Annotated in this window: 25 protein-coding genes and 1 pseudogene; 8 read left to right on the forward strand and 18 right to left on the reverse strand. The window is 52.0% G+C overall.

The window, feature by feature from the left end:
- Window positions 1–13: 13 nt before the first annotated feature.
- Together KGZ92_04160 and KGZ92_04165 are read right to left on the reverse strand one after the other, a co-directional pair.
- Window positions 14–328, reverse strand: a complete 315-nt coding sequence (locus KGZ92_04160) for a DUF418 domain-containing protein (protein MBS3888481.1) — start codon at window positions 326–328, stop codon at window positions 14–16.
- Window positions 294–623 carry a hypothetical protein gene (locus tag KGZ92_04165; GenBank protein MBS3888482.1) on the reverse strand — a complete coding sequence of 110 codons (330 nt, stop codon included), beginning with the start codon at window positions 621–623 and terminating at the stop codon, window positions 294–296. Before KGZ92_04165 ends, KGZ92_04160 begins: the two co-directional genes overlap by 35 nt.
- 420 nt (window positions 624–1,043) lie before the next feature.
- Here KGZ92_04165 and KGZ92_04170 point away from each other — a divergent pair, with 420 nt between their 5' ends.
- Genes KGZ92_04170 through larA form a run of 6 tightly spaced genes read left to right on the forward strand, consistent with a single transcriptional unit; the run spans window position 1,044 to window position 8,061 of the window.
- Window positions 1,044–2,708 carry an L-lactate permease gene (locus KGZ92_04170; protein MBS3888483.1) on the forward strand — a complete coding sequence of 555 codons (1,665 nt, stop codon included), beginning with the start codon at window positions 1,044–1,046 and terminating at the stop codon, window positions 2,706–2,708.
- Between the two features lie 48 nt (window positions 2,709–2,756).
- Window positions 2,757–3,470, forward strand: coding sequence for a FadR family transcriptional regulator (locus KGZ92_04175; protein MBS3888484.1), 714 nt, complete (start codon window positions 2,757–2,759; stop codon window positions 3,468–3,470).
- Between the two features lie 51 nt (window positions 3,471–3,521).
- Window positions 3,522–4,319 (forward strand): electron transfer flavoprotein subunit beta/FixA family protein, encoded by a 798-nt coding sequence (locus tag KGZ92_04180; GenBank protein ID MBS3888485.1) that lies wholly within the window; start codon window positions 3,522–3,524, stop codon window positions 4,317–4,319.
- A 12-nt stretch (window positions 4,320–4,331) separates the two neighbouring features.
- The gene (locus KGZ92_04185; GenBank protein ID MBS3888486.1) at window positions 4,332–5,333 is read left to right on the forward strand and encodes an electron transfer flavoprotein subunit alpha/FixB family protein; all 1,002 of its coding nucleotides are present in this window, start codon (window positions 4,332–4,334) and stop codon (window positions 5,331–5,333) included.
- Window positions 5,334–6,767, forward strand: coding sequence for an FAD-binding protein (locus KGZ92_04190; GenBank protein MBS3888487.1), 1,434 nt, complete (start codon window positions 5,334–5,336; stop codon window positions 6,765–6,767).
- A gap of 16 nt (window positions 6,768–6,783) precedes the next feature.
- The gene (larA, locus tag KGZ92_04195; protein ID MBS3888488.1) at window positions 6,784–8,061 is read left to right on the forward strand and encodes a nickel-dependent lactate racemase; all 1,278 of its coding nucleotides are present in this window, start codon (window positions 6,784–6,786) and stop codon (window positions 8,059–8,061) included.
- 52 nt (window positions 8,062–8,113) lie between these two features.
- Here the strand turns inward: larA and KGZ92_04200 are convergent, their stop codons facing one another.
- The 4 genes from KGZ92_04200 to KGZ92_04215 form a co-directional block, all read right to left on the reverse strand.
- Window positions 8,114–8,815, reverse strand: coding sequence for a M23 family metallopeptidase (locus tag KGZ92_04200; GenBank protein ID MBS3888489.1), 702 nt, complete (start codon window positions 8,813–8,815; stop codon window positions 8,114–8,116).
- A gap of 49 nt (window positions 8,816–8,864) precedes the next feature.
- Window positions 8,865–9,062 carry a hypothetical protein gene (locus tag KGZ92_04205; GenBank protein MBS3888490.1) on the reverse strand — a complete coding sequence of 66 codons (198 nt, stop codon included), beginning with the start codon at window positions 9,060–9,062 and terminating at the stop codon, window positions 8,865–8,867.
- A gap of 8 nt (window positions 9,063–9,070) precedes the next feature.
- The gene (locus KGZ92_04210; protein MBS3888491.1) at window positions 9,071–10,066 is read right to left on the reverse strand and encodes an HDOD domain-containing protein; all 996 of its coding nucleotides are present in this window, start codon (window positions 10,064–10,066) and stop codon (window positions 9,071–9,073) included.
- Window positions 10,067–10,199: 133 nt separating this feature from the next.
- Window positions 10,200–10,958 (reverse strand): methyltransferase domain-containing protein, encoded by a 759-nt coding sequence (locus KGZ92_04215; GenBank protein MBS3888492.1) that lies wholly within the window; start codon window positions 10,956–10,958, stop codon window positions 10,200–10,202.
- Window positions 10,959–11,165: 207 nt separating this feature from the next.
- Here KGZ92_04215 and KGZ92_04220 point away from each other — a divergent pair, with 207 nt between their 5' ends.
- Both KGZ92_04220 and KGZ92_04225 read left to right on the forward strand, forming a co-directional pair.
- The gene (locus KGZ92_04220) at window positions 11,166–11,888 is read left to right on the forward strand and encodes a photosystem II S4 domain protein (protein ID MBS3888493.1); all 723 of its coding nucleotides are present in this window, start codon (window positions 11,166–11,168) and stop codon (window positions 11,886–11,888) included.
- A gap of 23 nt (window positions 11,889–11,911) precedes the next feature.
- Window positions 11,912–13,357, forward strand: coding sequence for a YdiU family protein (locus KGZ92_04225; protein ID MBS3888494.1), 1,446 nt, complete (start codon window positions 11,912–11,914; stop codon window positions 13,355–13,357).
- 87 nt (window positions 13,358–13,444) lie between these two features.
- Here KGZ92_04225 and KGZ92_04230 read toward each other — a convergent pair whose 3' ends face one another.
- The 12 genes and pseudogenes from KGZ92_04230 to KGZ92_04285 all read right to left on the reverse strand — a co-directional run.
- Window positions 13,445–14,536: an MFS transporter gene (locus KGZ92_04230; GenBank protein MBS3888495.1), complete on the reverse strand. Its 1,092-nt coding sequence runs from the start codon at window positions 14,534–14,536 to the stop codon at window positions 13,445–13,447.
- A gap of 118 nt (window positions 14,537–14,654) precedes the next feature.
- Window positions 14,655–15,308 carry a VWA domain-containing protein gene (locus tag KGZ92_04235; GenBank protein MBS3888496.1) on the reverse strand — a complete coding sequence of 218 codons (654 nt, stop codon included), beginning with the start codon at window positions 15,306–15,308 and terminating at the stop codon, window positions 14,655–14,657.
- 98 nt (window positions 15,309–15,406) lie between these two features.
- Entirely contained in the window at window positions 15,407–15,970 is a 564-nt protein-coding gene (locus KGZ92_04240; GenBank protein ID MBS3888497.1) for a macro domain-containing protein, read from the reverse strand.
- A complete protein-coding gene (locus tag KGZ92_04245; protein ID MBS3888498.1) occupies window positions 15,971–16,120 on the reverse strand; it encodes a hypothetical protein in 150 nt (49 codons plus the stop codon).
- 67 nt (window positions 16,121–16,187) lie between these two features.
- Window positions 16,188–17,027 carry a pirin family protein gene (locus KGZ92_04250; protein ID MBS3888499.1) on the reverse strand — a complete coding sequence of 280 codons (840 nt, stop codon included), beginning with the start codon at window positions 17,025–17,027 and terminating at the stop codon, window positions 16,188–16,190.
- Window positions 17,028–17,098: 71 nt separating this feature from the next.
- Window positions 17,099–17,869: pseudogene (gene ygiD, locus KGZ92_04255) on the reverse strand (4,5-DOPA dioxygenase extradiol).
- A gap of 142 nt (window positions 17,870–18,011) precedes the next feature.
- The gene (locus tag KGZ92_04260; GenBank protein MBS3888500.1) at window positions 18,012–18,446 is read right to left on the reverse strand and encodes a 6-carboxytetrahydropterin synthase; all 435 of its coding nucleotides are present in this window, start codon (window positions 18,444–18,446) and stop codon (window positions 18,012–18,014) included.
- A 74-nt stretch (window positions 18,447–18,520) separates the two neighbouring features.
- Window positions 18,521–18,952 carry a transcriptional repressor gene (locus KGZ92_04265; protein MBS3888501.1) on the reverse strand — a complete coding sequence of 144 codons (432 nt, stop codon included), beginning with the start codon at window positions 18,950–18,952 and terminating at the stop codon, window positions 18,521–18,523.
- A gap of 132 nt (window positions 18,953–19,084) precedes the next feature.
- A complete protein-coding gene (locus KGZ92_04270; protein MBS3888502.1) occupies window positions 19,085–19,834 on the reverse strand; it encodes a topoisomerase DNA-binding C4 zinc finger domain-containing protein in 750 nt (249 codons plus the stop codon).
- Between the two features lie 275 nt (window positions 19,835–20,109).
- Complete coding sequence (locus tag KGZ92_04275; GenBank protein ID MBS3888503.1) at window positions 20,110–20,337, reverse strand: DDE-type integrase/transposase/recombinase; 228 nt, start codon at window positions 20,335–20,337, stop codon at window positions 20,110–20,112.
- Window positions 20,338–20,418: 81 nt separating this feature from the next.
- Window positions 20,419–21,504: a Cj0069 family protein gene (locus tag KGZ92_04280; protein MBS3888504.1), complete on the reverse strand. Its 1,086-nt coding sequence runs from the start codon at window positions 21,502–21,504 to the stop codon at window positions 20,419–20,421.
- Window positions 21,505–21,711: 207 nt separating this feature from the next.
- Window positions 21,712–21,912, reverse strand: a 201-nt coding sequence (locus KGZ92_04285; GenBank protein ID MBS3888505.1) for an ATP-binding protein, incomplete at its 5' end; no start/stop codon positions are given.

Consider the following 21,912-nt stretch of genomic DNA (forward strand, 5'->3'; position numbering starts at 1 on the left):
CATGGGTGGCTCCTTAAACGCCCGCAGATGTCTGCTCGCTACGTATCCCTTGCGGCCCATAAGTCAGACGTCGCCACACCCACTCGGCGGGGCCTTGGCTGTAACGCGCCAACCACCAGATACTATAAATAATCTGGGAGGTGTATATGCCGATGGTCATTAAGGGCATGTAGACGATGCTCATGCCCATTAGCCCCAAGCCATGGCCATAGAACAGCCAGGACAGTGCTCCTCTATGCCACAGCAGTATAATACCTGTTACGTAGAACAGCGAGATAAACAGCGTGCTCACTTCACGCAAAAAGACGGCGGCCGTTCCGCTCAGCACAGGGGTTAGAAAGGCCTCCGCCCAACCTAACTGCAGGCCAACATGGGCCACCGACAGTACCGAGCTTGCCGACGTATAGACCGATGAGGAAGAGACCTAGTATGCGCGGGATCATGACAATGGCGTTTATCAGGACTAGGGGCAACTCGTTAAGCAGGCGAGGCAGCTTCGTTTCACGAAAGAGCAGCGACTGGTTAACCATGACCATGTTCACGAGCAAAACCCCAAGTAGCGCAAAACCCCGAATAATGTCTAAGCCCGCAATTCTTTCTTTGACAGCTACCGGTCCAACCATAAACCTACCTCCTTTTGCGTTTGCCTGTATCTATGGAATGTTATGCAATAGAAGGGCATTTGTTTCACTTGCCCCGAGCCGAAGCCACCGGACCCGTTGTCGAGAACTTCAGCCTTGGGCAATCGCGCAGGAGGACAACCATGAAGCAAAAGTATAGGATGTAGTCGCAAGCAACTCAGTCTACAATTCCCATTGCCGCAAATTAATTATTTTGAATCGATATATAATTCAGGCAGGAACAGTTGCATATATGTCGAAATGTAAGCCAACTGGTCAGACCATCAGATAACTAGGTCGCCGGTAACAAGCTGGGGGGGTGTTGCACGGCTGTTTAAGATGCTTGCTTATCGACGTCGTGTCACCTGCAAGTACGTTTAAGTCGCAACTTGGTCAAGAAACAAATGAGGAGGGAAAATTGAAATGCTTGGATTTCTCGCCTTACTGGCTTTCCTGCCAGTACTCGCAACCGTGGTGCTCATGGCAAGTTTCAACTGGCCAGCGAAGAAGGCCATGCCGGTAGTGTGGCTAGGCGCTGTGGGGTTAGGGCTACTGGTGTGGCGCATGGAGCCCGTGCGCGTAGCAGCCGCGACAATCGAAGGGGCACTAAGTGCCTTCAATCTCTTGATTATTGTCTTTGGAGCTATTCTTTTACTTAATACACTGAAGAACAGCGGCGCCATGTTGGCGATCAGCAAGGGGTTTCATGGCATATCCGAAGACCGCCGGGTGCAGGCCATCATCATCGGCTGGATGTTTGGCGCCTTCGTCGAGGGTGCAGCCGGCTTTGGCACACCAGCAGCCTTGGCCGCACCACTTTTGGTCGGCTTGGGCTTCCCCCCACTTGCGGCAGCTTCTATAGCGTTAATATTTAATAGCACTCCGGTTTCCTTTGGAGCCGTGGGCACACCGGTACTACTAGGAGTCAGGTCGGCAGTAGCAGGCCTCATCCCTGATGCGCAAATGACAGGGTACTTAGCGCAAGTTGGCGTGTGGACCTCTCTCATTCATGCTGTGTTTGGGACATTCTTACCTTTGTTTACGATCGCACTCATGACCCGTTTCTTTGGCAAGAATAAGTCGTACAAAGAGGGCTTTGCCGCTGCGCCATTCGCGATATTCGCCGGGCTAGCCTTCACTGTACCCTACCTCATTATGGCTAACTTCTTTGGCCCTGAACTGCCTTCCCTCGTCGGAGCCTTGATTGGCCTTGTCTTAGTCACTTTAGCCGCCAAGCATAAATTCTTAACCCCCAAGTCGAGCTGGGATTTCGCCCCGGCTAAAGAGTGGGACAAAGAATGGGGCGAAGCACAGATCGAGAGCAAGGCGGCTCATGCCGAGAAGTCCATGCCTCTTTTACTGGCATGGGTGCCCTACATCTTGATTGGCGCAATTCTGGTGGCGACAAGGTTACCTGCCTTAGGCCTTGCCGCACCACTACGCGAATGGACTATCCGCTGGACCGCCATACTGGGGCAAACAGGGGTTAACTACAGCTTGCAGCCCCTGTGGAGCCCTGGTATTCTGCCCTTTGTTTTGGTTGCCGTTCTGACCATCTTCCTGCATGGTATGAAGGGTAATGCGGTCTCGCAAGCCTGGCGCACCACAATTAAGCAGCTTATACCAGCCAGCATTGCCTTGGTCTTTGCCATAGCCATGGTGCGCATACTAGTACAATCGAATATTAACCTAGCTGGCTACGACAGCATGCTAATCACTATGTCGACCTTTACGGCGCAAGTGGTTGGCTCAGCCTGGCCCTTGATTTCGCCCTTTGTAGGTGTTTTAGGGGCCTTTATTGTGGGCAGCAACACCGTCTCGAACATTCTCTTCGGCGGGTTCCAACACTCCATCGCCGAAACCTTGGGCATTTCGCGCACCATCGTTATGGCGCTACAGGTCGTGGGCGGGGCCATCGGCAACATGATTTGTGTGCATAATGTTGTCGCTGCCTGTGCTGTGGTAGGCAACCTGGGCCAAGAAGGCCTCATCATTCGCCGCAACTTGATACCCGCCATGATTTACACCGTAGGGGCGGGGATAGTTGGCATGCTACTCATCTATGTATTCGCCACAGGGGTCTTTTAGTAAGAATATCACGTAGAGCGTCAAGCTGGCGCTCAGGGGAGGAAAGCAGTGTTTAAGCCCATTAAGACCAAGCGCGTGTATGAGCAAGTGGTAGAGCAAATTCAAGAGTTAATGCAGAAGGGCAACTTGCGGCCGGGCGACAAATTGCTTTCCGAGCGAGAGTTGTCAGAAAAACTAGGGGTGAGTCGTGCAGCAGTGCGCGAAGCCTTGAGCGCGCTTGACTTTCTCGGCGTGTTAGAGAGCAGACAAGGCGAGGGAACTTTTATCTCCCAAGTGACTCCACAGATGCTGACGGAGCATTTGGCTGTGTTTCTCACCATGGAGAGGGACGCGAACTTAGACCTCTTGGAGATGCGCAAGATTCTCGAAGCTGCGGCTGCTGACCTCGCCGCGGAGAGGGCTAGCGGCGCAGACATCGAACAAATGGCAGAGGCCCTCCAGATGATGAAGTGCGATATGGATAGCGGTGCGCTCGGCGAAGAGAATGACGCCCGCTTCCACCGCACTGTGGTAGAGGCCACCGGGAATAAAGCCCTGGCCAAGACCATGGCCCTTTTATCAGATCTTATTGTGCAGAATATGCGCGCTAGCCGCATGCAGCTCTTTCGCAAAGTTGGCAACAGAGAGGAGCTGTATGCGCAGCACCTGCGCGTATTTACCGCCATCAAGGCCAAGAACGCCACGCTCGCTCGACAGACCATGGTTGACCACCTAGAGTTCGTCGAAAACGAGCTTCTCAAGGGGCCCTTAACTCACAAGTAGGGAGACCCTAGTACATCTATAGCGCAAAATCCATGTTAGGAGGCAGACTGAGTGAAAATCATTGTCACCATCAAGCAGGTACCAGAGACCAGCGATGTCAAGATGGACAAGGAAACCGGCACGATGATCAGGGAGGGTGTGGTTAGCGTTATAAACCCTCTCGACCTCTACGCAATCGAAACAGGCATACAGCTAAAGGAGCAGTTCGGAGGCCATGTTACCGTTTGCACCATGGGCCCACAGAATGCAGTAAAGGCCCTAAAAGAAGCCATCGCGATGGGTTGCGATGACGCTGTGCTCATTTCCGACAAGAAGTTTGCCGGCGCAGACACCTGGGCCACCTCTTACACCTTGTCAGAAGCCATTAAGAAGTTTGGTGGCTATGACTTAATTCTCACTGGGGAGCGGGCCACCGATGGCGATACCGGCCAAGTAGGGCCTGGGATTGCCGCCTGGCTAAACCTGCCGCTAGCCACTTATGTGAGCAAAGTGGCCTCCGTCGACCAAGAAAGCATTACCGTCGAGAGACTGGTGGAAGAAGGCTACCAGGTATTGCAACTACCCTTGCCCGCCCTGCTCACTGTGGTTAAAGAAGTAAGCAATCCTAGGCTGCCCACCCTGCGCGGCAAGAAAAAAGCGCGCGCTACCACAGTACAAACTCTGACCGCAGCCGACTTGGCTGTTAAAGAAGCAAATATTGGGCTAAAAGGTTCGCCCACAAAAGTGGTCAAAATCGGCTACCCCAAGGTCACCCGCGGTGGCAAGCTGGTAAAGGCCGCGGGCGAAGAGGGTTTAAACAATGCTGTCGATTCGCTGTTGGTCTTTTTGGCCGACAAGGAACTGATATAGGGGGTATATATAGTGAGTTATGTATGGACTATAGCCGAACAAAACAAGGCTAAGCTGCGCGATGTCTCCTTTGAGCTACTTTCGCGCGGTCGCAAGCTTGCCGACAAACTATCGACCAAGCTGTGTTCGGTAGTCTTTGGCAGCGGGCTAAGCGATGAAACGCTGACGGAGCTAATTCACCGTGGAGCGGATGAAGTGTATGTCGTTGACGACGAGAGGCTCAACTCCTTTATTGTAGAGACCCATAGCAATGTTCTCTCTAGGTTGGTCATGCAGTACAAGCCGCACACCATTTTGGCGGCAGCTACTTCAAGTGGCCGCACCTTAATGCCCCATGTGGCGATTAAAGTCAACACCGGCCTAACCGCCGACTGCACCGAGCTCGAAATTGAAGAGAAAACTAATCTTCTCCTGCAAACGCGCCCGGCTATTGGCGGCAATATCATGGCCACGATCAAGACCCCCGACCACAATCCGCAAATGGCCACTGTAAGGCCAAAATCAAGCCGGCCGCTCCCCCTAGACGCAACTCGGCAAGGCAAAATCGTCCGCCTAACCATGGAAAACGAAGACTACGACAGCAGAGTGCGCGAAGTCGGCATTCGTGTCGATGCTCTCGGCCATGGTAGCATCGAAGAAGCTGATGTCGTCGTTGCTGGCGGCAAGGGCATGAAGCGGGCAGACAATTTTGGTATGCTGCGTGAATTGGCAGGACGCCTAGGTGCATCAGTAGGCGGCACCAGGGACGCCGTAGACCGCGGATGGCTAACCTACCCACAGCAGATTGGGCTAAGCGGTAAAACAATTTCACCGAAGCTCTATATTTGTGCCGGGGTTTCAGGGTCGATACAGCATCTCGCCGGCATTAAAACAGCCGAGGTCATTGTGGCCATTAACCAAGACCCAGATGCCAACATATTTCAAGTCGCCGACTTTGGCATCGTAGGCAATCTCTTTGAGGTTGTTCCACTCCTCAACGCTAAGTTGGCAGCTTACCAAAAGGAGGGCAAGTAAGTGCCGTACAATGCTGTAACCAAAGAAATTGTCGAGCAACTTCAACAAATAGTAGGGGCAAGAAATGTTTTTTCGGACACCGAAAGAATGGAAGCCTACTCGCACGATGAAACAAACAAAGAGGCCTACGGGCACATGCCTGAAGTAGTAGTGATGCCTTCCACCAGCGCAGAAATTGCCGCCATCGTCAAGCTCGCTAATCGCGAGCGCCTTCCGGTTACTCCCCGGGGAGCCGGTAGCGGGCTATCGGGCGGCGCTATCCCAGTGTTTGGCGGCATACTGCTATCCGTAGAGAAGATGAACAAGATCGTGGAGATCGACTACCCCAACATGATGCTCACCGCCGAAGCTGGGGTGGTAACTAATGACATCAATTCCCTTATTAAAGACAAGGGCCTGTTCTATGCGGGCTACCCAATGAGCGTCGAGACTTGTTTCTTAGGGGGCAATATCGCTGAAAACGCGGGCGGAGGCAGGGCCGTCAAGTATGGAGTGACCGGCAGGTACGTTATGGGTCTAGAACTCGTAACCCCCACCGGCGACATAGTCGAACTAGGAGGCAAGCTAACGAAAGACGTCACCGGGTACGACCTTAAGCAGCTCATAGTTGGCTCCGAGGGCACGCTCGGCATTGTTACTAAGGCCACCATCAAGTTAACCGGCCTACCCACCGCCAAATCTAATTTACTAGTCCTCTACAAAACCCCCAAAGATGCCATTGACACCGTCCCCGTGATTATGGCGAAGGGGAATATACCCACCAGCATGGAGTTTATGGACAAACTCTCTGTGCAGACCGCCTGTGAATACCTCAATGAGAGTCTACCCTACCAGCAGGCAGGCGCCATGCTCCTCTTAGAAATAGATGGCACCAATCAGGAGCAGGTCGATATCGCTACAGAAGAAATCGGCGACTTGTGCATGGAAAACGGAGCCATAGAGGTCTATGTGGCCGACAACTACACCACACAGGAGCGAATTTGGAGCGTTAGACGAAATATTGCGGAGGCCTTTAAAGTTGTGTCTCCCGTACAAAGCCTAGAGGACATCGTCGTGCCCATAGCCGCCATCCCCGAGATTATTCCTGAGCTCGACCGCTTATCGGCCAAGTACGACATTAAGATACCTTGCTATGGTCACGCCGGAGACGGCAATCTCCACGCCACCCTAGTCAAAAACCCTGCGCACAGTATGGAGCACTGGCACGAGATGCTTCCCCCTGCCCTGCGTGAGCTCTACGAGGTGACCACAAAACTCGGAGGTAAGATCAGCGGCGAGCATGGCATTGGTCTTAAGCGCAAGAAATACATGGTCGAAAACATGAGCCCAGTCGAATTAGAGCTAATGAAGGGCATAAAACGGGCCTGGGACCCTTTAAATATCATGAACCCAGGCAAAATTTTCGACCTTGAGGACAACACCCCCGCGCACTAGGGAAGGAGAGATCATAGTGGCCATAGTCAAAATCCCCTATGCCCGCGAATTTGTCGAGCTATCTGTAGATGACCGCAACCTTGTCGGCGTACTAATGTCGCAGGCCGATCACTATCACGCTAGCGGCACCCAAGAGGCGATCATAAGCCAAGCGCTAGCGCAGCCCATTGCTTCACCGCGCCTCAGCGAATTAGCGATGGGCAAGAACAAAGTGGTAGTTATCACCAGCGATCATACTCGGCCTGTACCCAGCAAAATCACCCTGCCACTCCTCCTAGCCGAAATTCGCCGCGGCAACCCCGCGGCCGACATCACCATTCTTATTGCTACTGGCTTCCACAGGCTGACTACCAGGGAGGAGATGCTAAGTAAGTTTGGCGAAAAACTAGTGGCGGAAGAGAACTTCGTCAATCATGACTGCCGCGACGAGGCTAGCCTCATTGACGTAGGCGTACTACCCTCCGGCGGCCGACTGGCGCTTAACAAACTGGCGGTCGAAGCTGACCTCTTGGTTTCTGAGGGTTTTATCGAGCCGCACTTTTTTGCCGGCTTCTCTGGTGGCAGAAAAAGCGTCATGCCCGGCGTGGCCTCGGCTACCACTGTTTTGGCGAACCACTGCGCTAAATTTATCGCTAGCGAGTATGCGCGTGCGGGTATTCTGACAAACAACCCCCTGCACATAGATATGCTGTACGCGGCCAAGGCCGTGAATTTGGCCTTCATCATGAATGTGGTTATCGATGCCGAAAAGAGAGTGATCAAGGCCTTTGCCGGCCACATGGAGGAAGCACATCTAACTGGCTGTGAGTTTGTGGCCAAGCTAGCGGCCGTCAAAGCAATCAAGGCTGATATTGCAATCACTTCTAACGGCGGCTATCCCTTAGACCAAAATGTCTACCAGGCTGTTAAGGGCATGACCGCCGCGGAGGCCACCTGCAAAGAAGGCGGCGTCATTATAATAGCCGCAGCCTGTAATGATGGCCACGGTGGCAAAGACTTCTACGAGACCTTTCTTAACTGCCCTTCTGCTGAAGCGATTTTCGAAGAAATCATGCGCGTTCCCATGGAAGAAACCGTGCCCGACCAGTGGGAATCGCAGATCTTAGCCCGCATTTTAATGAAGCACAAGGTCATCTTGGTCAGCTCGCATTGTGACCCCCAGTTAATCACCAATATGCACATGCTACATGCCTACTCACTGCCAGCGGCTTTGGACATGGCTTATGCAATGAAGGGTGACCAGGCTAGCGTCGTGGTTGTGCCCGATGGCGTATCGGTCATCGTTTCATCCTGACAGTAATAGCATAATCGAAGAGGCCAGCGTCACTTTGCGCTGGCCTCTTGGCTTACCCAAGAAATCTGATACGGTCGCTACTCGCGGGCACGCCATTGTCTACTCGCTGCCAAACCCCCTCAGTATATAACTCGTAGTTGGCGAAGGCGCAGGCTAGGCCTTGCGCCAGCATAAGGTTGGCATTGTCCATGAGCTGAAAATGCAGATGGGGCTGCGACGAGTTTCCGGTGTGCCCGACTAATCCTAGCTGGTGGCCAACTTCTACCCTGTCCCCCTCCTTGACGCTAACACTGCCGGGGTGCAGGTGCGCATAGAAAGAATAGCATGACTCATGCTTAACGATGACATAGTTGCCCACGAAGTCATGCAAGTCCACATTTTCGGGGTCGGGCCGAGCTAGGCGCTTGGCAAACTTAAGCGAATTTCTTACCATGCCGAGCATACTAAGCCAGGGGTTAAGCCAGCCTGGCTCCGTAATGCCGTCACGCGCCTCTACTACCACACCGGGCAAGCAGGCAAAGACTGGTGCCTTCCAGCAGTAGGCTGCCGATGTCGCCAAACCGATGGTGAGGTACTGCCAGGCGTGCCCGCGACCGAAATGGTCTTTGCCTTTGCTCCAGTCAACTTGGATAAAGTCAAAGGCATACCTCTGGCCAAGTTGGTCTGTGCCATGACTAGGCACCTTGCTGCCAGGCGTGTTCGGTGCCACCCACTCACCCCGCAGCGGGAAACTGACAGTAGTAGTATCGCTCATTGGCTTCCCCCCTTCTTTCTGCCGCCTACCGGCATCCCACGGCATGACCTCAAAAGAGCTCGTTTACCCAAAACAAGGCGTCAAAGTAGGCCGCCATGAACTTTTTGGTGGGTACTCTTTGGCCGAGCACATTTAGGGTTTCTGCCTCCCACTCAGCGCGCTCGTAGGCAATGACACTGTCGAGCACAGTACGCAGGCCATTATGCTCGCCAAGAAGCGCCGCCGAAACATCTGCCGGTAAGGGCAAGTCCTTAACTATATCGGCCATAGGACGATTAAGTAGGGTGTCAAGCGAGGAGAACAGGCCAGTAAGAAAGTGAGAGAAGCCCCCCGAGCCCCACCCTGCTGCCGTGTGAGCTCCTCCATTAATTTAGCGCGGACCAAGCTGGTCTTTACTAACTCCTGATTCTTGCCCCCTTGCGTCTCCATTAAGATCATAAGGTAGACCCATTTGCGAAACTCAAGTAGCCCGATGCGCACTAAGGCCTGCTCAATAGACAGAATGCGCTGCACCGTACCATAGGCAGCTGAATTGGCGAGCTTGAGGAGCTTGTACATGAGACCGACATCGCGCTCAATAATCGCCGTAATATCTTGGTAGTCTGGCTCTTCGTTTTCTAAGGCGGAGATAATCTGGACTAGGGTGGTGTTAAGGCTGGTTATTTCACGGCCGGCGACAATGGCAGGCTTGCTAAAGAAGTATCCTTGAAATAGATCAAAGCCCATCTTCAGCGCGACATCAAACTCTGCCTGCGTGTCTAGCTTTTCGGCCACAAAGCATTTTCGCCCCTTGTATTGCGAGAAGAACTGCCGCTGCCCATAGTCACGCAAGGAGCTTAGCTCTAACTTGACGATAGAGGAGAGCTCGAGCAGTGGCAGCATTTCTTCCCTGTGCACATAGTCATCGAGCGCTAGTACATAGCCCTGACTAACCAGCTTGCGGCAGGCAGCAACTACGGCCTCTGTTGGCAGAACGCGCTCTAGCACCTCGACCACGAGATTTTTCTTGGGCAAAAGTAAGGGCACCTCGCGCTCTAGCAATTCACTCGAGAAATTAATAAAGGCACGCGTGCCGCTCGTCAGCTCGTCTAAGTGCATGACGAAGTACGCATGATTAATAAGCTCTGCCGTCGCTTGGCTATCGCTTAGGCCCTCGAAAACATTGTTCTGGCTACGACGATAGAGTAGCTCATAACCGTAGGTCTTCATTCTCTTGTCGAAAATGGGCTGTCTCCCAACATAGACTTCCATACGCAGCCCTCCCCTGCCTGTAAGTGGGGCAAAAACTCGTAAGTGATTGCCCACCTTACCTTATGCCCTCTGGAGCAAGTGATCATCCCTATGCTTCATAGATTCTGACCATTTTTCAATTTTAAGAAATATGTCACGTTCTTATGATCATGAGCACTCCCGCTATTTCATTCTCAAGCTCATCACATTCGTCCTGCTGGCTTCTTATGTAGCTTGCGAAAAGGGCTGCTTTTTCTGGATACAGCTCTTGCAGTTCAGTCGCCCTGGCAACTATACAGGCCTGCTGCCATTCATTTAGGCGCTTCATTTCTTCATCTTCAGTAAATTTCTCATCGAGCAGCGAAACTCCTGCATTTTGTAGAAACATCAGCCACTGGTTTCTTGCTAGGTACTTCCCTAAAACCTCTTCCTTGGCGTAGGCATCATCGAGGACTATGTAGCCGCCGCCTTTGACGGTGCTCTTTAGCTTGCGAATGGCCTCCTCGCAACCTCCAAGCACATCTCCTGCGGCGCCAAACACAACCAAATCATAGTCCCTTTCGGCCATTACGAACTCGTTTATATCTCCCACCTGAAATTCACACAGACTTTCTAGGCCGTACTCATTGGCTTTCTTGTTGGCAAAGGCGATAAACTCAGGCATGATGTCAATGCCCTTGACCCTGCAGCCGAACGCCTCGGCTAGTCTGACGCTGACGGCGCCTTTACCGCATGCCAAATCAAGCACCTTTGTTTGCCTGGATACCTGCACATGCCTCTCTATAATCTCAATAATGTCTTTTGGTGACGAACCAAGCTCCCACAAATCCTGTAGCAGGTATGGGAGGTACGGAATGAGCTCTGTAGACTCGGCAGTTAGTGACTTTGCCAGCTTCTCTTCAACCTGTGACATCGCGATTCTCCTCTCATAAACAATTTCGCCTTACAGACAACCGGTCTGCGACTTACTAGCTTTAGCAGGATGACCTGAACTGCTGCAGAATACTTATGACGTAGTCACTACTAGGGGGGAACTAAGTCGCGTACTAAAGAAGAGCTGCTGCAAGCGTATACCAGCGACGCCGACCGCCTCTTGGCGGCCAAGGCTTTAGACAAACTAATGTTAGCCGAAAAAACATGGCAAGTGGTAGCCGGCGACTTCTGCGACCCGGCACAAGTCCAGCTCATTTCACAACTGGCATCGCGGGCGGGCTGTGAGGCCAGCGCCTATTTTGCAGGTGGTTACGCGCACGCAGAACGCCTGCGGTGCTGTTTTGCGCGGCCCGAATGCCCGCCCCAAGCTGCAGACTACAAGCTCGCACTGCTACGGGTCAGCGGCAATTTTGCCTTTTTTAAAGTTTACCATCGAGACTTTCTTGGCGCCCTGCTCAATCTAGGAATACGGCGTGAGAAACTAGGTGATGTAGTCGCCGAAGACACAGGCGCGTTCCTGGTGGTGGACAGTGCTGTGGCAGAGCCTATTCGCATGAACTTAAATCAAGTCGGGCCAGTGCCGGTGACTGTGGCTCTGGCAGACCTAGCCTCCCTCAGCTTATATCAGCCGCATTTCCAAACCTCTACAGTTGTTGCCGCCTCGCCCCGCCTCGATGCCCTTGCAGCTGCCGTGTACAATATTTCGCGCAGTGAGGCTGCTAGCCTAGTAGAAGGCGGGCTGGTGAAGCTCAATCATATCCCTTGCCGGAGTGGCAGCAAGGAGGTAAAGCCAGGAGACCTTATTTCTGCAAGGGGGCTAGGCCGCGTCTATGTACGAGAGTTTACCGGCCAAACCCAAAAAGGTCGCCTGCGAGTACGCATAGAAGTTAAGGTGGAGAGGAATGAGTAAGCTATGGACGCAAGGAGGATATCATGAACGCCACAAATTGGAATTTTGACCACTCTTACAGTCGTCTCCCAGCCTTGTTTTACGAGCTAAGATCCCCCACCCCTGTACGCGCCCCCGACTTAGTGCTCCTAAACGAGGCCCTGGCCACCGAGCTTGGACTTAGCACGGAAGCTCTACATAGTCATGATAGTGTCTTGGGACTCTCCGGCAGTAAAACACCCCTGGGCGCACTGCCACTGGCACAGGCTTACGCAGGGCACCAATATGGGCACTTCACCATGCTAGGCGATGGTCGCGCCATACTCCTTGGCGAGCACATCACCCCAACTGGTGCGCGCTTTGACATACAACTTAAGGGCTCTGGTCCGACAAAGTATTCACGCCGGGGGGACGGGAGAGCGCAGCTTGGGCCCATGCTGCGCGAATATGTGATTAGCGAGGCCATGCATGCGCTTGGCATCCCCAGCACGCGCAGCCTAGCAGTTGTACGCACGGGCGAGGTAGTTTGGCGTGACACAGCGGGCCCCGGGGCAATCCTTACGCGCGTAGCACAAAGCCACCTGCGCGTGGGCACAGTGCAGTACGCTGCAGAATGGGGAACAAAGGCCGACTTGCGCACGCTAGCCGACTATATCATCGCCCGCCATTTTCCACAGTTAGTCGCAGAGGAGGAACGCTACCTGCTCCTCTTTCGTGAGGTAGTACAACGCCAGGCCACACTCGTGGCTAAGTGGCAGCTCGTGGGTTTTGTGCATGGCGTGATGAATACCGATAATATGTCGCTCTGCGGTGAGACGATAGACTATGGCCCCTGCGCCTTTATGGACACCTACGACCCAGCTACTGTTTTTAGTTCTATCGATACACAGGGCCGTTACGCCTATGGCCAGCAGCCGAAGATTGCCGCCTGGAATTTAGCACGCCTAGCCGAAGCCCTCCTGCCCCTAATTCATGCCGATCAGAAACAAGCCGTTGTCTTGGCGCAAGATGAGTTAGCTCGTTTTGCCGCCTTGTATGACAGGGCCTGGGCTAGTGGCATGCGCCGTAAGCTTGGCCTACGCGGCGAACACGCTCTAGATATGCCTCTCTTTACTGACCTGCTTCACCTCATGCAGCGCTACCAAGCTGACTACACGAATTTTTTCCTTGGGCTAACTTTCGGTGACTATGGCGGCATTCCCATCTTTAGCAGTGCCGAGTTTAAGGAGTGGCTACAACGCTGGCAAGAGAGGAGAGAACAACAAGACGAAGGCGGGATATCAGCACATGAGCTGATGCGCAGTGCCAACCCCGCCCTAGTACCCCGCAACCACCGCGTCGAGGAAGCCCTGCAAGCAGCGGAACAAGGAAACTTGGCCACAGTAAAGCTTCTGTTAAAAGCACTCGCCAACCCGTATGCACATTCCCCCGAGCAAAAGGCCTATAGCCAGCCGTCGGGCCTGCCCTATCGTACCTTCTGCGGCACCTAGCAGGCTGTCTCTTGGCCAGGTGCTTTCACAAAGAGTCAAGACGCAAGCCCTCGACTGGCCTTCTGGCAAGACGAGGGCTCTTGACGCTTAAGTTCCTTGTAGTTCAATTAGACGGTACAGTAACGCGCTCGCAACAAGTGCCATCACAGCCCCAAAAGCAAAGGGAGCGGAAGGACCAACGTACTTCCAAAGTAAACCGGCCAAAAGACTGGCTGGAAGCAGTGTCATGCCAACTATGGTTCCGTGCCAGCCAAGAATGGTGGCCTTGCCAAATTTTCCTCCGATATCCATCAACAGGGCCTTTTCCACGCCCTCTGCGATGCCCGCATACAGTCCGTAGATAGCAAACAAGAGCCACAAGGCACTCGGAGAAGACACAAGCGCAAAGCCGGCGTAGACAACCGCATACAGCAGGTAAGCGCCAAGCAGCAAGGGCTTCCGGCCTACTCTATCAGATAGTTTACCAGCCCCATAAGACACGGCAGCATAACTAAGGTTGTACACGAGGTACAGTAACACCACACTCGCCGGTACAAAGCCGGTGTTGTAGGCTCGCAGCAGGATAAAGTGATTCGAAGAATTGCCGAGGGCAAACAATAGTGATACCAGGTAAAACATTTTAACAGGCTGCGGAAGTTGCGCTAGGGGGGGCAGGGCCTGTTTGGACGAACTGCTCTTCGCAGCTAGCGCCTCTTTCACTGGCACGAAGCACAGTACTGCCAAGCCAGCTGGGAGCAAAGACCAGAGAAAAACGCGCGAGTACTCCTGAGGCGCAGTTCTTAAAAGGAAGTAGGCCAATACAACGCCAACCGCCGCGCCAAGTGTATCCATCAACCGATGAAAACCGAAGGCGGCTCCAAGTTTGCCTGGCATGGCAGATTCCGCAATTAAGGCATCGCGCGGTGCACTGCGCACACCTTTGCCCATGCGGTCTAGGGCTCGTGCCAAAAATACCCCCGGCCAGCTTCCCGCTAAAGCCAGTAGTGACTTACCTGCAAAGGAAAACAGGTACCCACTGACGGCCAAAGGTTTGCGTTTGCCTAGCTGATCAGAGTAGCGGCCAGAGACAACCCTAAGCAGTGAAGCAAGGCTCTCTACCGTCCCTTCAATTAGCCCAATCACCACCGGGCTAGCCCCAAGGCTACTAGTCAGGAAGAGGGGAATGAGGGGATAAACCATTTCGGAAGATATATCGGTAAAGAAACTGATTAAACCAAGCAGAAAGATGTTCACAGATTGACACGCTCCTTTTGCAGTTCGCAAGTGGCAGATACTGTTTGCCTCGGTCTACCGGTGCTTATTTACGTCTTCCGCGCCGCTTAAAGTCTTGTTGCAAGGCGGCGTTCCAATCTAGCGGTACGGCAGACTCTTCGCGGAACATAGACACCGCGTCGCTCATCGCCATAAAACTCAAGGACAGGCCCTCTCTGTCTGGGTGGAAATCCTGTGCGCGGTCTACCGCAATGCCAAACCGGTGGGCGGCCGCCACAGCATCGATATTTGCACCGAGAAAAATAAACTCCCACCCGTATTTTTTCTTCTTGTGCTCGACTCTTTCCTTTATCATCTCGGCCGAATACTCGCGGCTGGCGTTCTCCTCGCCGTCTGTGATAATGACGAACAACACTTTCTCGGCACGAAACTCCTCGGCAGTATTCTTTTGCACTTTGCTTACCTTGTGGATCGCCTTGCCTATGGCGTCTAGGAGCGCGGTGTTTCCCCCAACCTGATACTCCCTCTCGCTAATAGAACGAACCCCTCTAATATCGATACGGTCATGCAGCAGCTCGTAGTCATGCGCAAACAGCACCGTCGTAATGCAGCACTCACCTAGAACTGCCTTCTGCTTTTCCAGCATGGAGTTGAAGCCGCCAATAGTGTCCGCCTCTAGGCCACTCATGGAGCCACTCTTATCTAGTATGAATACGAGTTCGGTCAGTCCACTTTTCATTACAGGACCCTCCCTTAAGTTTCTTGTGACTTAAGGGTAGCACCTCCCGCAGGGAACAAGGTCGCTTGCTAAGCGACAAAGAAGGGCATCTATTGGGCTTACCCACCTAGCAGCGGCTGGTCGTATTGAAATAAAATCTGGTTAATGACAAAGATATCGTAGCGGCTGCGCGTGATGAAGTCCTCAATTATCACATCTACATCGGTCATATCCCTATCATCAATTAACCGTAGCAAAGTAACCGAAAAAGGCTCATCGAGCCTGTCAATCACATCGTTAAAGCTAGACGGCATCGACTCCGCCTGCGTGAGGACCATCATGGGATAATGGAGATGCTCTCGTGGCCGAGCTTTGCCCTCCCTGACATAGTAGCTCTCTATGTAGCTGCCGACTTCACCTTGCAAACGCTCACTAACTGCAAAATCTTCTTTGTTAGGAATGACCAAGTACACCTTCATGTCGTTGAAAAGGAGGTGGTCACGTATGGCTATGTTCGCCACGCGCAAGGCTTCCTCTCGCGGGTAGCCAGAGCTCTCGCTAGAAACCAGCGGAAAGGCAATGCTCGCGCATTCATGCTCGGCAGCATAAAAAAGTGCGTCTAAATGCGCCATGCTAAGGAGCCTCTCGCTCTCTCTGGTGTTCTCTGGGTTGTAGTTCGGCATTTAGACGCGAACCAAGTATTTTGCCAGCTGCGAGTTGCTAGGTTCTACGGTTACCTTGCCTTCCCTAAAAAGGCCCGGCTTACTTATGAAGGTGACGACTGCGTCAACCCTCATCTTGGCTATTTCCCCATGAACAATTTTAAGTGGCACAATAAGCACCTCCATGTGACACAAATATCGCCTTCACTGCAAAAAGGTCGTGCGTCAAATCACACTATCAATATGAAATCTTATCCTGCAAAAATACACCTCGTCGCAAATCGTCAAAAGCCTTCGCTAATTCCTCCTTCGTGTTCATAACGATAGGGCCGCCCCACACCACCGGCTCTGCTAGCATAGTCGAACTTACAAATAGCACCTGAGCACTTTTATCTGTTCCGCCAATTTTAACAAAATCTCCAGGAGCAAGCTTAACCGCCGTCTTTTCTCTTACCAGTTCGTCGCCTATGTAGGCGTCCCCTAAGAGGGTAAACAACATTACAGAACGCTCTCTATCAGTGTTCACGACAACCGAGGCCTTTGCATGGACATGCAAATCATAGTAGTCTAGGGGCAGATACTTGCTTAGATACCCTTGCCTGCCCTCAAATGCTCCCGCCAGCAGTCGAAGCTTGCCCCAGTCAAACTCCACTTCCTCAATTTCTGAGTTCTTGATGCTCCGATAAGCAGGCGAAACCATTTTGTCCTTGGATGGGAGATTAAGCCAGAGTTGCACACCCAGCATCCTTTCTGACGCGGGCAACCTTTCTTCATGCATAATGCCAGAACCCGCTGTCATCCACTGAACTTCGCCATTGCCTATCGTATCCTCATTGCCAAGACTATCCTTATGGGTCATAAATCCCCGATATACGTAGCTAATCGTTTCGATACCGCGATGTGGATGCAGGGGGAAGCCCGCAGTGTAGTCATCTGGATTAATACTATCAAAAGAGTCAAGCATCAAAATCGGATCGTATTCCTGTACCGTTTGATTGCCCAATACTCTAACTAGACTCACTCCGGCTCCATCCTTAGCTCTATATCCTTTAGTCTGCTGACTGATTTTTCTTTCCATGCTCTTCAGCCTCCTCTCAACTAATTCTTGCTACACGCACACAATGAGCAAGGCCGCTCTAAATAAGGACGCTATTCCCATAGATAGGTGGTCATGGTCACTGAGCCAAGCTCGCAAGCCTTATTGTACACGTTGACCTTGCTGTCATCATCCACCGCTCCGAGCACATACAGTAGTAGGTAGAAATGGTCAGGCGTTGGCACTGCCAGCTTGGCGCTACTGCCACCCCCATCAAAGTTTATAACATTGGCACGATTATGCTTCATGATGTTATCGTAAATATAATCGTCAAATTCGTATGCCCAATCAAATCCTTGCTCTGCTTTATTCCAATCTAGCAATCGTAAATTGTGCACGATATTGCCAGTGCCAAATATCAGAACACCACTTTCTCTTAAGGCTCGTAACTCCTTGCCGATTTGATAATGCTCTTGTGGAGACGCCTGCGAATCTATACTGATTTGAAAAACAGGCATATCTTTCTCTGGGTACATGCGCACTAAAACTGACCAAGTCCCATGGTCAATACCCCATGAGCTGTCATACTCTGTTTCGCGCGAAATCAATTCCTTAGCGGCTCTAGCCATACCGCTGCCACCCTCAGGGCTATACGTTACTTGATACAGCTCCGGCGGAAAACCGTTCATATCGTAGATTGTCTTGGGGTTATCCTGATTCATAATTTTGGTCCCTTTTGTATACCAGTGCGCTGAAACAGAAAGTATCGCCTCTGGTCTGGCAATCCTTTAAGCTAACATTCTCCAGGTTCTAGTGTGCTGGTTGTCTAGAAGAGCATTCATCGGGGACCCATGTCCGACAAAGAGAACCGGCATCTTAGACATCTGCTTTCACCTTCCCTTTTTGCTTGGTGGACAGAGAAGCAAAAGTCATCAGGGGTCAACACGTCCCCCTAGCAAAAAAGGAGGGACACCTAAAAATGTCCACTCCTTTTGCTTTACTTAGCGTGTTGCTTTTTCTTTCGGCTTACTTAAACTCTTTGGATGCTGCATTCATTGAAGATGAGCGGAAGGTGATTTTCTTGATCGGCATCTTGTCTTTCAGAAGTTCGTAGAAAAGCTCGATAAGGTTCTCGCAAGTAGAAACCTTCTTAGTTACTACTATCCTGTATTCTGGATATGACCAGGCTAGCGGGTGATCGATCTTTTTCAACGGGATACAGTTTTCGGGGTCATTATGAATGCCCTCTTTTTTGTACACAGCGAGCACCGCTTCAAGGAGAGGGTCGCCCTCTTGGAACAATGTGGCGTGGTGGAAATGGTCACAGACTTCCCAGGCTTTTTTGACTGCGTCTTTGCAGGAGTGGGCGAACCCTGTTACCGGATCAACAGTGTCTTCAAGCTCAATGGTCAAAAGGCCGGAATGCCCATGAAGATGCTTCGCTTCTCTTGGCCAGTCCATAAACCTATGCGCGTACTGAAAATCGAGGTTCGCGATTGAAGTGTACTTGTCGTTTGGCAAGATACTTTCCTCCTTTAATTGGTTTTACTTATATTTGAAAGGCATCGCGGACAGATACCTTTGAAATATACATTTTTGTCATCGATTTTGAAGCTAGCCAAATCTTCGCTCACTAGCATGTCAACATTGATGCGGAAGTTATATATCGTCTCACAGGCTTCACATTTAAAGTGCCCATGGTCTTCAACTATAATGTCGTACCTGACTTCATTATCATTAATCGAAAGCACCCTTACTAATCCTGCTCCGGCTAAAGTTCGCAAGGAACTATAAACAGTAGATCTAGAAAGCGTTGGTATAACTTTTTTAAGCTCTCTATAAATCTGGTCAGCAGTTGGGTGGCATTGATTTTGATGAAGATGCTCTAGTATCTTCACACGCTGGTGGGAAAGATTTATCCCTTGTCGGCTGATCTCTTTCTTTAATTCTTCAAATGATGGCTTCAATACATTCACCACCTGCATCTTACAGCCTTATAAATGTATCTTGCATATTAAGTTGTATCGGTTACGATTTCAGTATATACAAACAAAATAAAAACCGCAATAGATTCCATAAGATTTGTCGTCGCATGTGTCCTACCTCTTGATGTACTCACACCGCGGGCAACTCGAGCAACCCCAAAACTCGCCGTACCTGCTACTGCGCTTAACGAGTTTAGAATTGTATCCTTTCGCGGCACACTGTGGGCATTGCCCAGGCGCGACGTCTAATTGCAAACTGGCAAGGGAGTTTCGTGAAATTGGCGGAGTAGACCTGGGATTAGGCTTGTTTTCCTCTGCGGCGGGCTCCAAGTTACGGGTTACTTCTGCTGCCAGCTCGGCGCCTTCGAAACGTCGCATTTGCTCGCCGGTGTCGCGGTGGCTAAGTACATTCAGGCTGCCTTCCCAAACTATGCGGTCATCGATAATGGCAATCTTCTGGTGCATTCCCTTTCTCTCGATAACCTGAACACCAAGGTGCTTAAGCTTTTCAATGACAATCTTGGCCTGCTCAGCTAAATTTGTGCCCTGTTCTAGAGGTGGCTGGCAATGAACCCGAACCTCCACTTTACGGCTCAAGAATGCCTGGAACAGGTCAGTCAACCTGCTCACCCGGGTGACTCCAGTAAAGGGACTATATAGGGTCACTGAACTTGAGGCAGCCTTTAGGTCATGCAAGAATGCTGGCCAGAAGTCTTTATCGTTATGCTGTCGTCCTGACATGGCTAGGAGGGTCACCCCAAGCAAGTCCTCCGAGTACTGCACAAAATCGTGCGCTGCATATTCGTCTAAAAGGCCGTCGGGACCAATAGTTGTTCCAGTTTTTTCGAAGTAACTGATCACCATATTAAACTGTACCCTATAGATCGGACAGCAATCGATTTTCAAAACCCTTTCATTACAAGAGAGTTGCGGTGAACCCCACAAACTAGACACCTTAGAACTCGTTTTCGCTCTGTTTTTTTGCAGTATTTCGCGCGCAAGTCTTATACGGCAAGAAAGCACGCTAAGGCACGGAGAACGTGTCGTCTGAGCCCGTTTGCCGCAATAGCAGGCGGCGGCCCTTGACAAGTGGGCTGTTTGATACATGATCGAGGGGCGTAGGCGAGAAGCATGTGGGATCAATTGCTCGCGGACTGGTAATACGCCTCCGGGGTCAGGTATCCGTTCGACTGATGGATCCGCTGTCGGTTGTAGAAAGTCTTCATCTTCCCCCAAAAGGCCTCCATGGGTGCGTTATCCCAACAGTCCCCCTTGCAGGACATGCGGCAAATAAACCCGTGCGATTTGAGATATGCTTGGTAGTCGCAAGAGCAGTATTGGCTGCCTCTATCGGAGTGTGTTAGCACCCCTTTGGGCTTGGCTGAATGTTTGCGCCGCACCCTAAAAACGTAGCCAGTTCCTTGCCCCGAATACAGGCTACGGTGCGCCTAACTTTGCAGTCGAGCGACGGTAGACGCAACTATGAAGGGAATTGCTTCCTCCGGAAACGGCGAAACACAGCTGGCGTTGATTTCGCACAGCACATAGGTATCGGCCCCTAGCATGTCCTTCTGGCCCAAAAGAAAATCGCAATCCCAGATGATTGGGAGTTGGCTAGTGTCAATGCGCAGCAGTTCTTGCACAGCAGGGAGCCATTCCCGTTCGAGCTTGTACTTCAGCGACTGAAATTCAGGCTTGCTGGGCGGATGGTACAGGCGCGGCCCGGGTTGCGGCGCTGTGGAGGGCAGCGCACCTGCTGGGGCTGGGAAGAGGGCATTGACTGCTTGGTGGCCGAACCCCACTACTTGGTTGTGAACCAAGTAGCAGCGAATCATACCCTCAACTAGGCGCTCCTGATAGGCTTGGTCAATCACAAGGCCCTTGTTCACAAAGTAGGGCCGACATAGGTTAAGTAGGGCTTCGAGGGACATCACTTCTTCATACGAGCCTCGGATAGCTTGGCGCACGCAGACAGGGGTATCATAACTCAGCGCTAACGAGTCGCCACGCCGCCCATCGCCAAACAGCGAATCACCCTGCAACTGCACTCTCCACACGCCTATGCCGCCGTTGCCACGGTACTGCTTCAGCACCCGGGCTTCCCCAGAAGCCAGTCGCCGGGGTAATTCTTGGTACATCTGTTCTAGCGCAAGATAAATATGCGTGTCGCACCCCCAGCCTACTTCACGCGTGCTATACAATACTTCCTTGGTACCAATCTTTAAAATGACGTCGGGATGCCCACTGACAAAGACGCCGGCAGATGCCACACGGCGCAGCATGGCATCTAACAAGGTGCGGTCACGCCCTCCCTCAAGCGGGTCGACCCAAACGAGGACGCCATCAAACTGCATGAGCTGTGGCTCGACCTCACCGCAATTATCGTCATGATAGGCGACTGGGAGCGCCACCACCCCACTGTCGACAAACCCCTGAAACAGCTTCGAAAACAGTTCACTTTCAACCGACGACTTCCTCCCGACAGTCCGGTTCTCAGCATGAAGAATGGCTACCCGCATGTGCTTGGTCTTCATTAGCTCTCCTCCTTCGCCTTGTATCAGCAGGCCCTCTCTCCGGGGATACGCAGAAATACCACGCTTACAATCACCGCATGAGTGCTCAGTGCGTCGCACCGCCTCGATGAGTACCGCTCTGGCCACGCTTTACGACAATGATTGGTCAGCCTACGCCGTCTTCCGTTAAATTGCTAACGTCAATTGAAGAGTGAGCCACCTTCACGGTTAAAACGCACAGGCCATGTAAGTCTTGCCCGCACCAGAAGCCCCGAGCACGATGATGTTGCGCCTGTCTCCGGTGTAGTTGCAGGTGGACAACCGAGTGATCAGGGCTTTGTCGAGCTTTCTGTCAACATGGTATTCAATGTCCTCAATGCAGGCGCCCGGGAAGTGCAATTCTGCTTTCTTGATCAACCTAGTCAGACG

The organism is Bacillota bacterium (assembly GCA_018333655.1).
GTDB lineage: Bacteria > Bacillota > UBA994 > UBA994 > UBA994 > BS524.

Excerpts from the sequence above, each read along its gene's own strand:
- KGZ92_04270 (MBS3888502.1), bottom strand. The coding sequence starts at position 19,834 with ATGGTGATCAGTTACTTCGAAAAAACTGGAACAACTATTGGTCCCGAC.
- KGZ92_04225 (MBS3888494.1), top strand. The coding sequence starts at position 11,912 with ATGAACGCCACAAATTGGAATTTTGACCACTCTTACAGTCGTCTCCCA.
- KGZ92_04200 (MBS3888489.1), bottom strand. The coding sequence starts at position 8,815 with ATGAGCGATACTACTACTGTCAGTTTCCCGCTGCGGGGTGAGTGGGTG.
- KGZ92_04230 (MBS3888495.1), bottom strand. The coding sequence starts at position 14,536 with ATGGTTTATCCCCTCATTCCCCTCTTCCTGACTAGTAGCCTTGGGGCT.
- KGZ92_04250 (MBS3888499.1), bottom strand. The coding sequence starts at position 17,027 with ATGGAAAGAAAAATCAGTCAGCAGACTAAAGGATATAGAGCTAAGGAT.
- KGZ92_04220 (MBS3888493.1), top strand. The coding sequence starts at position 11,166 with ATGTTAGCCGAAAAAACATGGCAAGTGGTAGCCGGCGACTTCTGCGAC.
- KGZ92_04215 (MBS3888492.1), bottom strand. The coding sequence starts at position 10,958 with ATGTCACAGGTTGAAGAGAAGCTGGCAAAGTCACTAACTGCCGAGTCT.
- KGZ92_04240 (MBS3888497.1), bottom strand. The coding sequence starts at position 15,970 with ATGCCGAACTACAACCCAGAGAACACCAGAGAGAGCGAGAGGCTCCTT.
- KGZ92_04260 (MBS3888500.1), bottom strand. The coding sequence starts at position 18,446 with ATGGACTGGCCAAGAGAAGCGAAGCATCTTCATGGGCATTCCGGCCTT.
- KGZ92_04170 (MBS3888483.1), top strand. The coding sequence starts at position 1,044 with ATGCTTGGATTTCTCGCCTTACTGGCTTTCCTGCCAGTACTCGCAACC.
- KGZ92_04210 (MBS3888491.1), bottom strand. The coding sequence starts at position 10,066 with ATGGAAGTCTATGTTGGGAGACAGCCCATTTTCGACAAGAGAATGAAG.
- KGZ92_04280 (MBS3888504.1), bottom strand. The coding sequence starts at position 21,504 with ATGAAGACCAAGCACATGCGGGTAGCCATTCTTCATGCTGAGAACCGG.
- KGZ92_04165 (MBS3888482.1), bottom strand. The coding sequence starts at position 623 with ATGGTTGGACCGGTAGCTGTCAAAGAAAGAATTGCGGGCTTAGACATT.
- KGZ92_04235 (MBS3888496.1), bottom strand. The coding sequence starts at position 15,308 with ATGAAAAGTGGACTGACCGAACTCGTATTCATACTAGATAAGAGTGGC.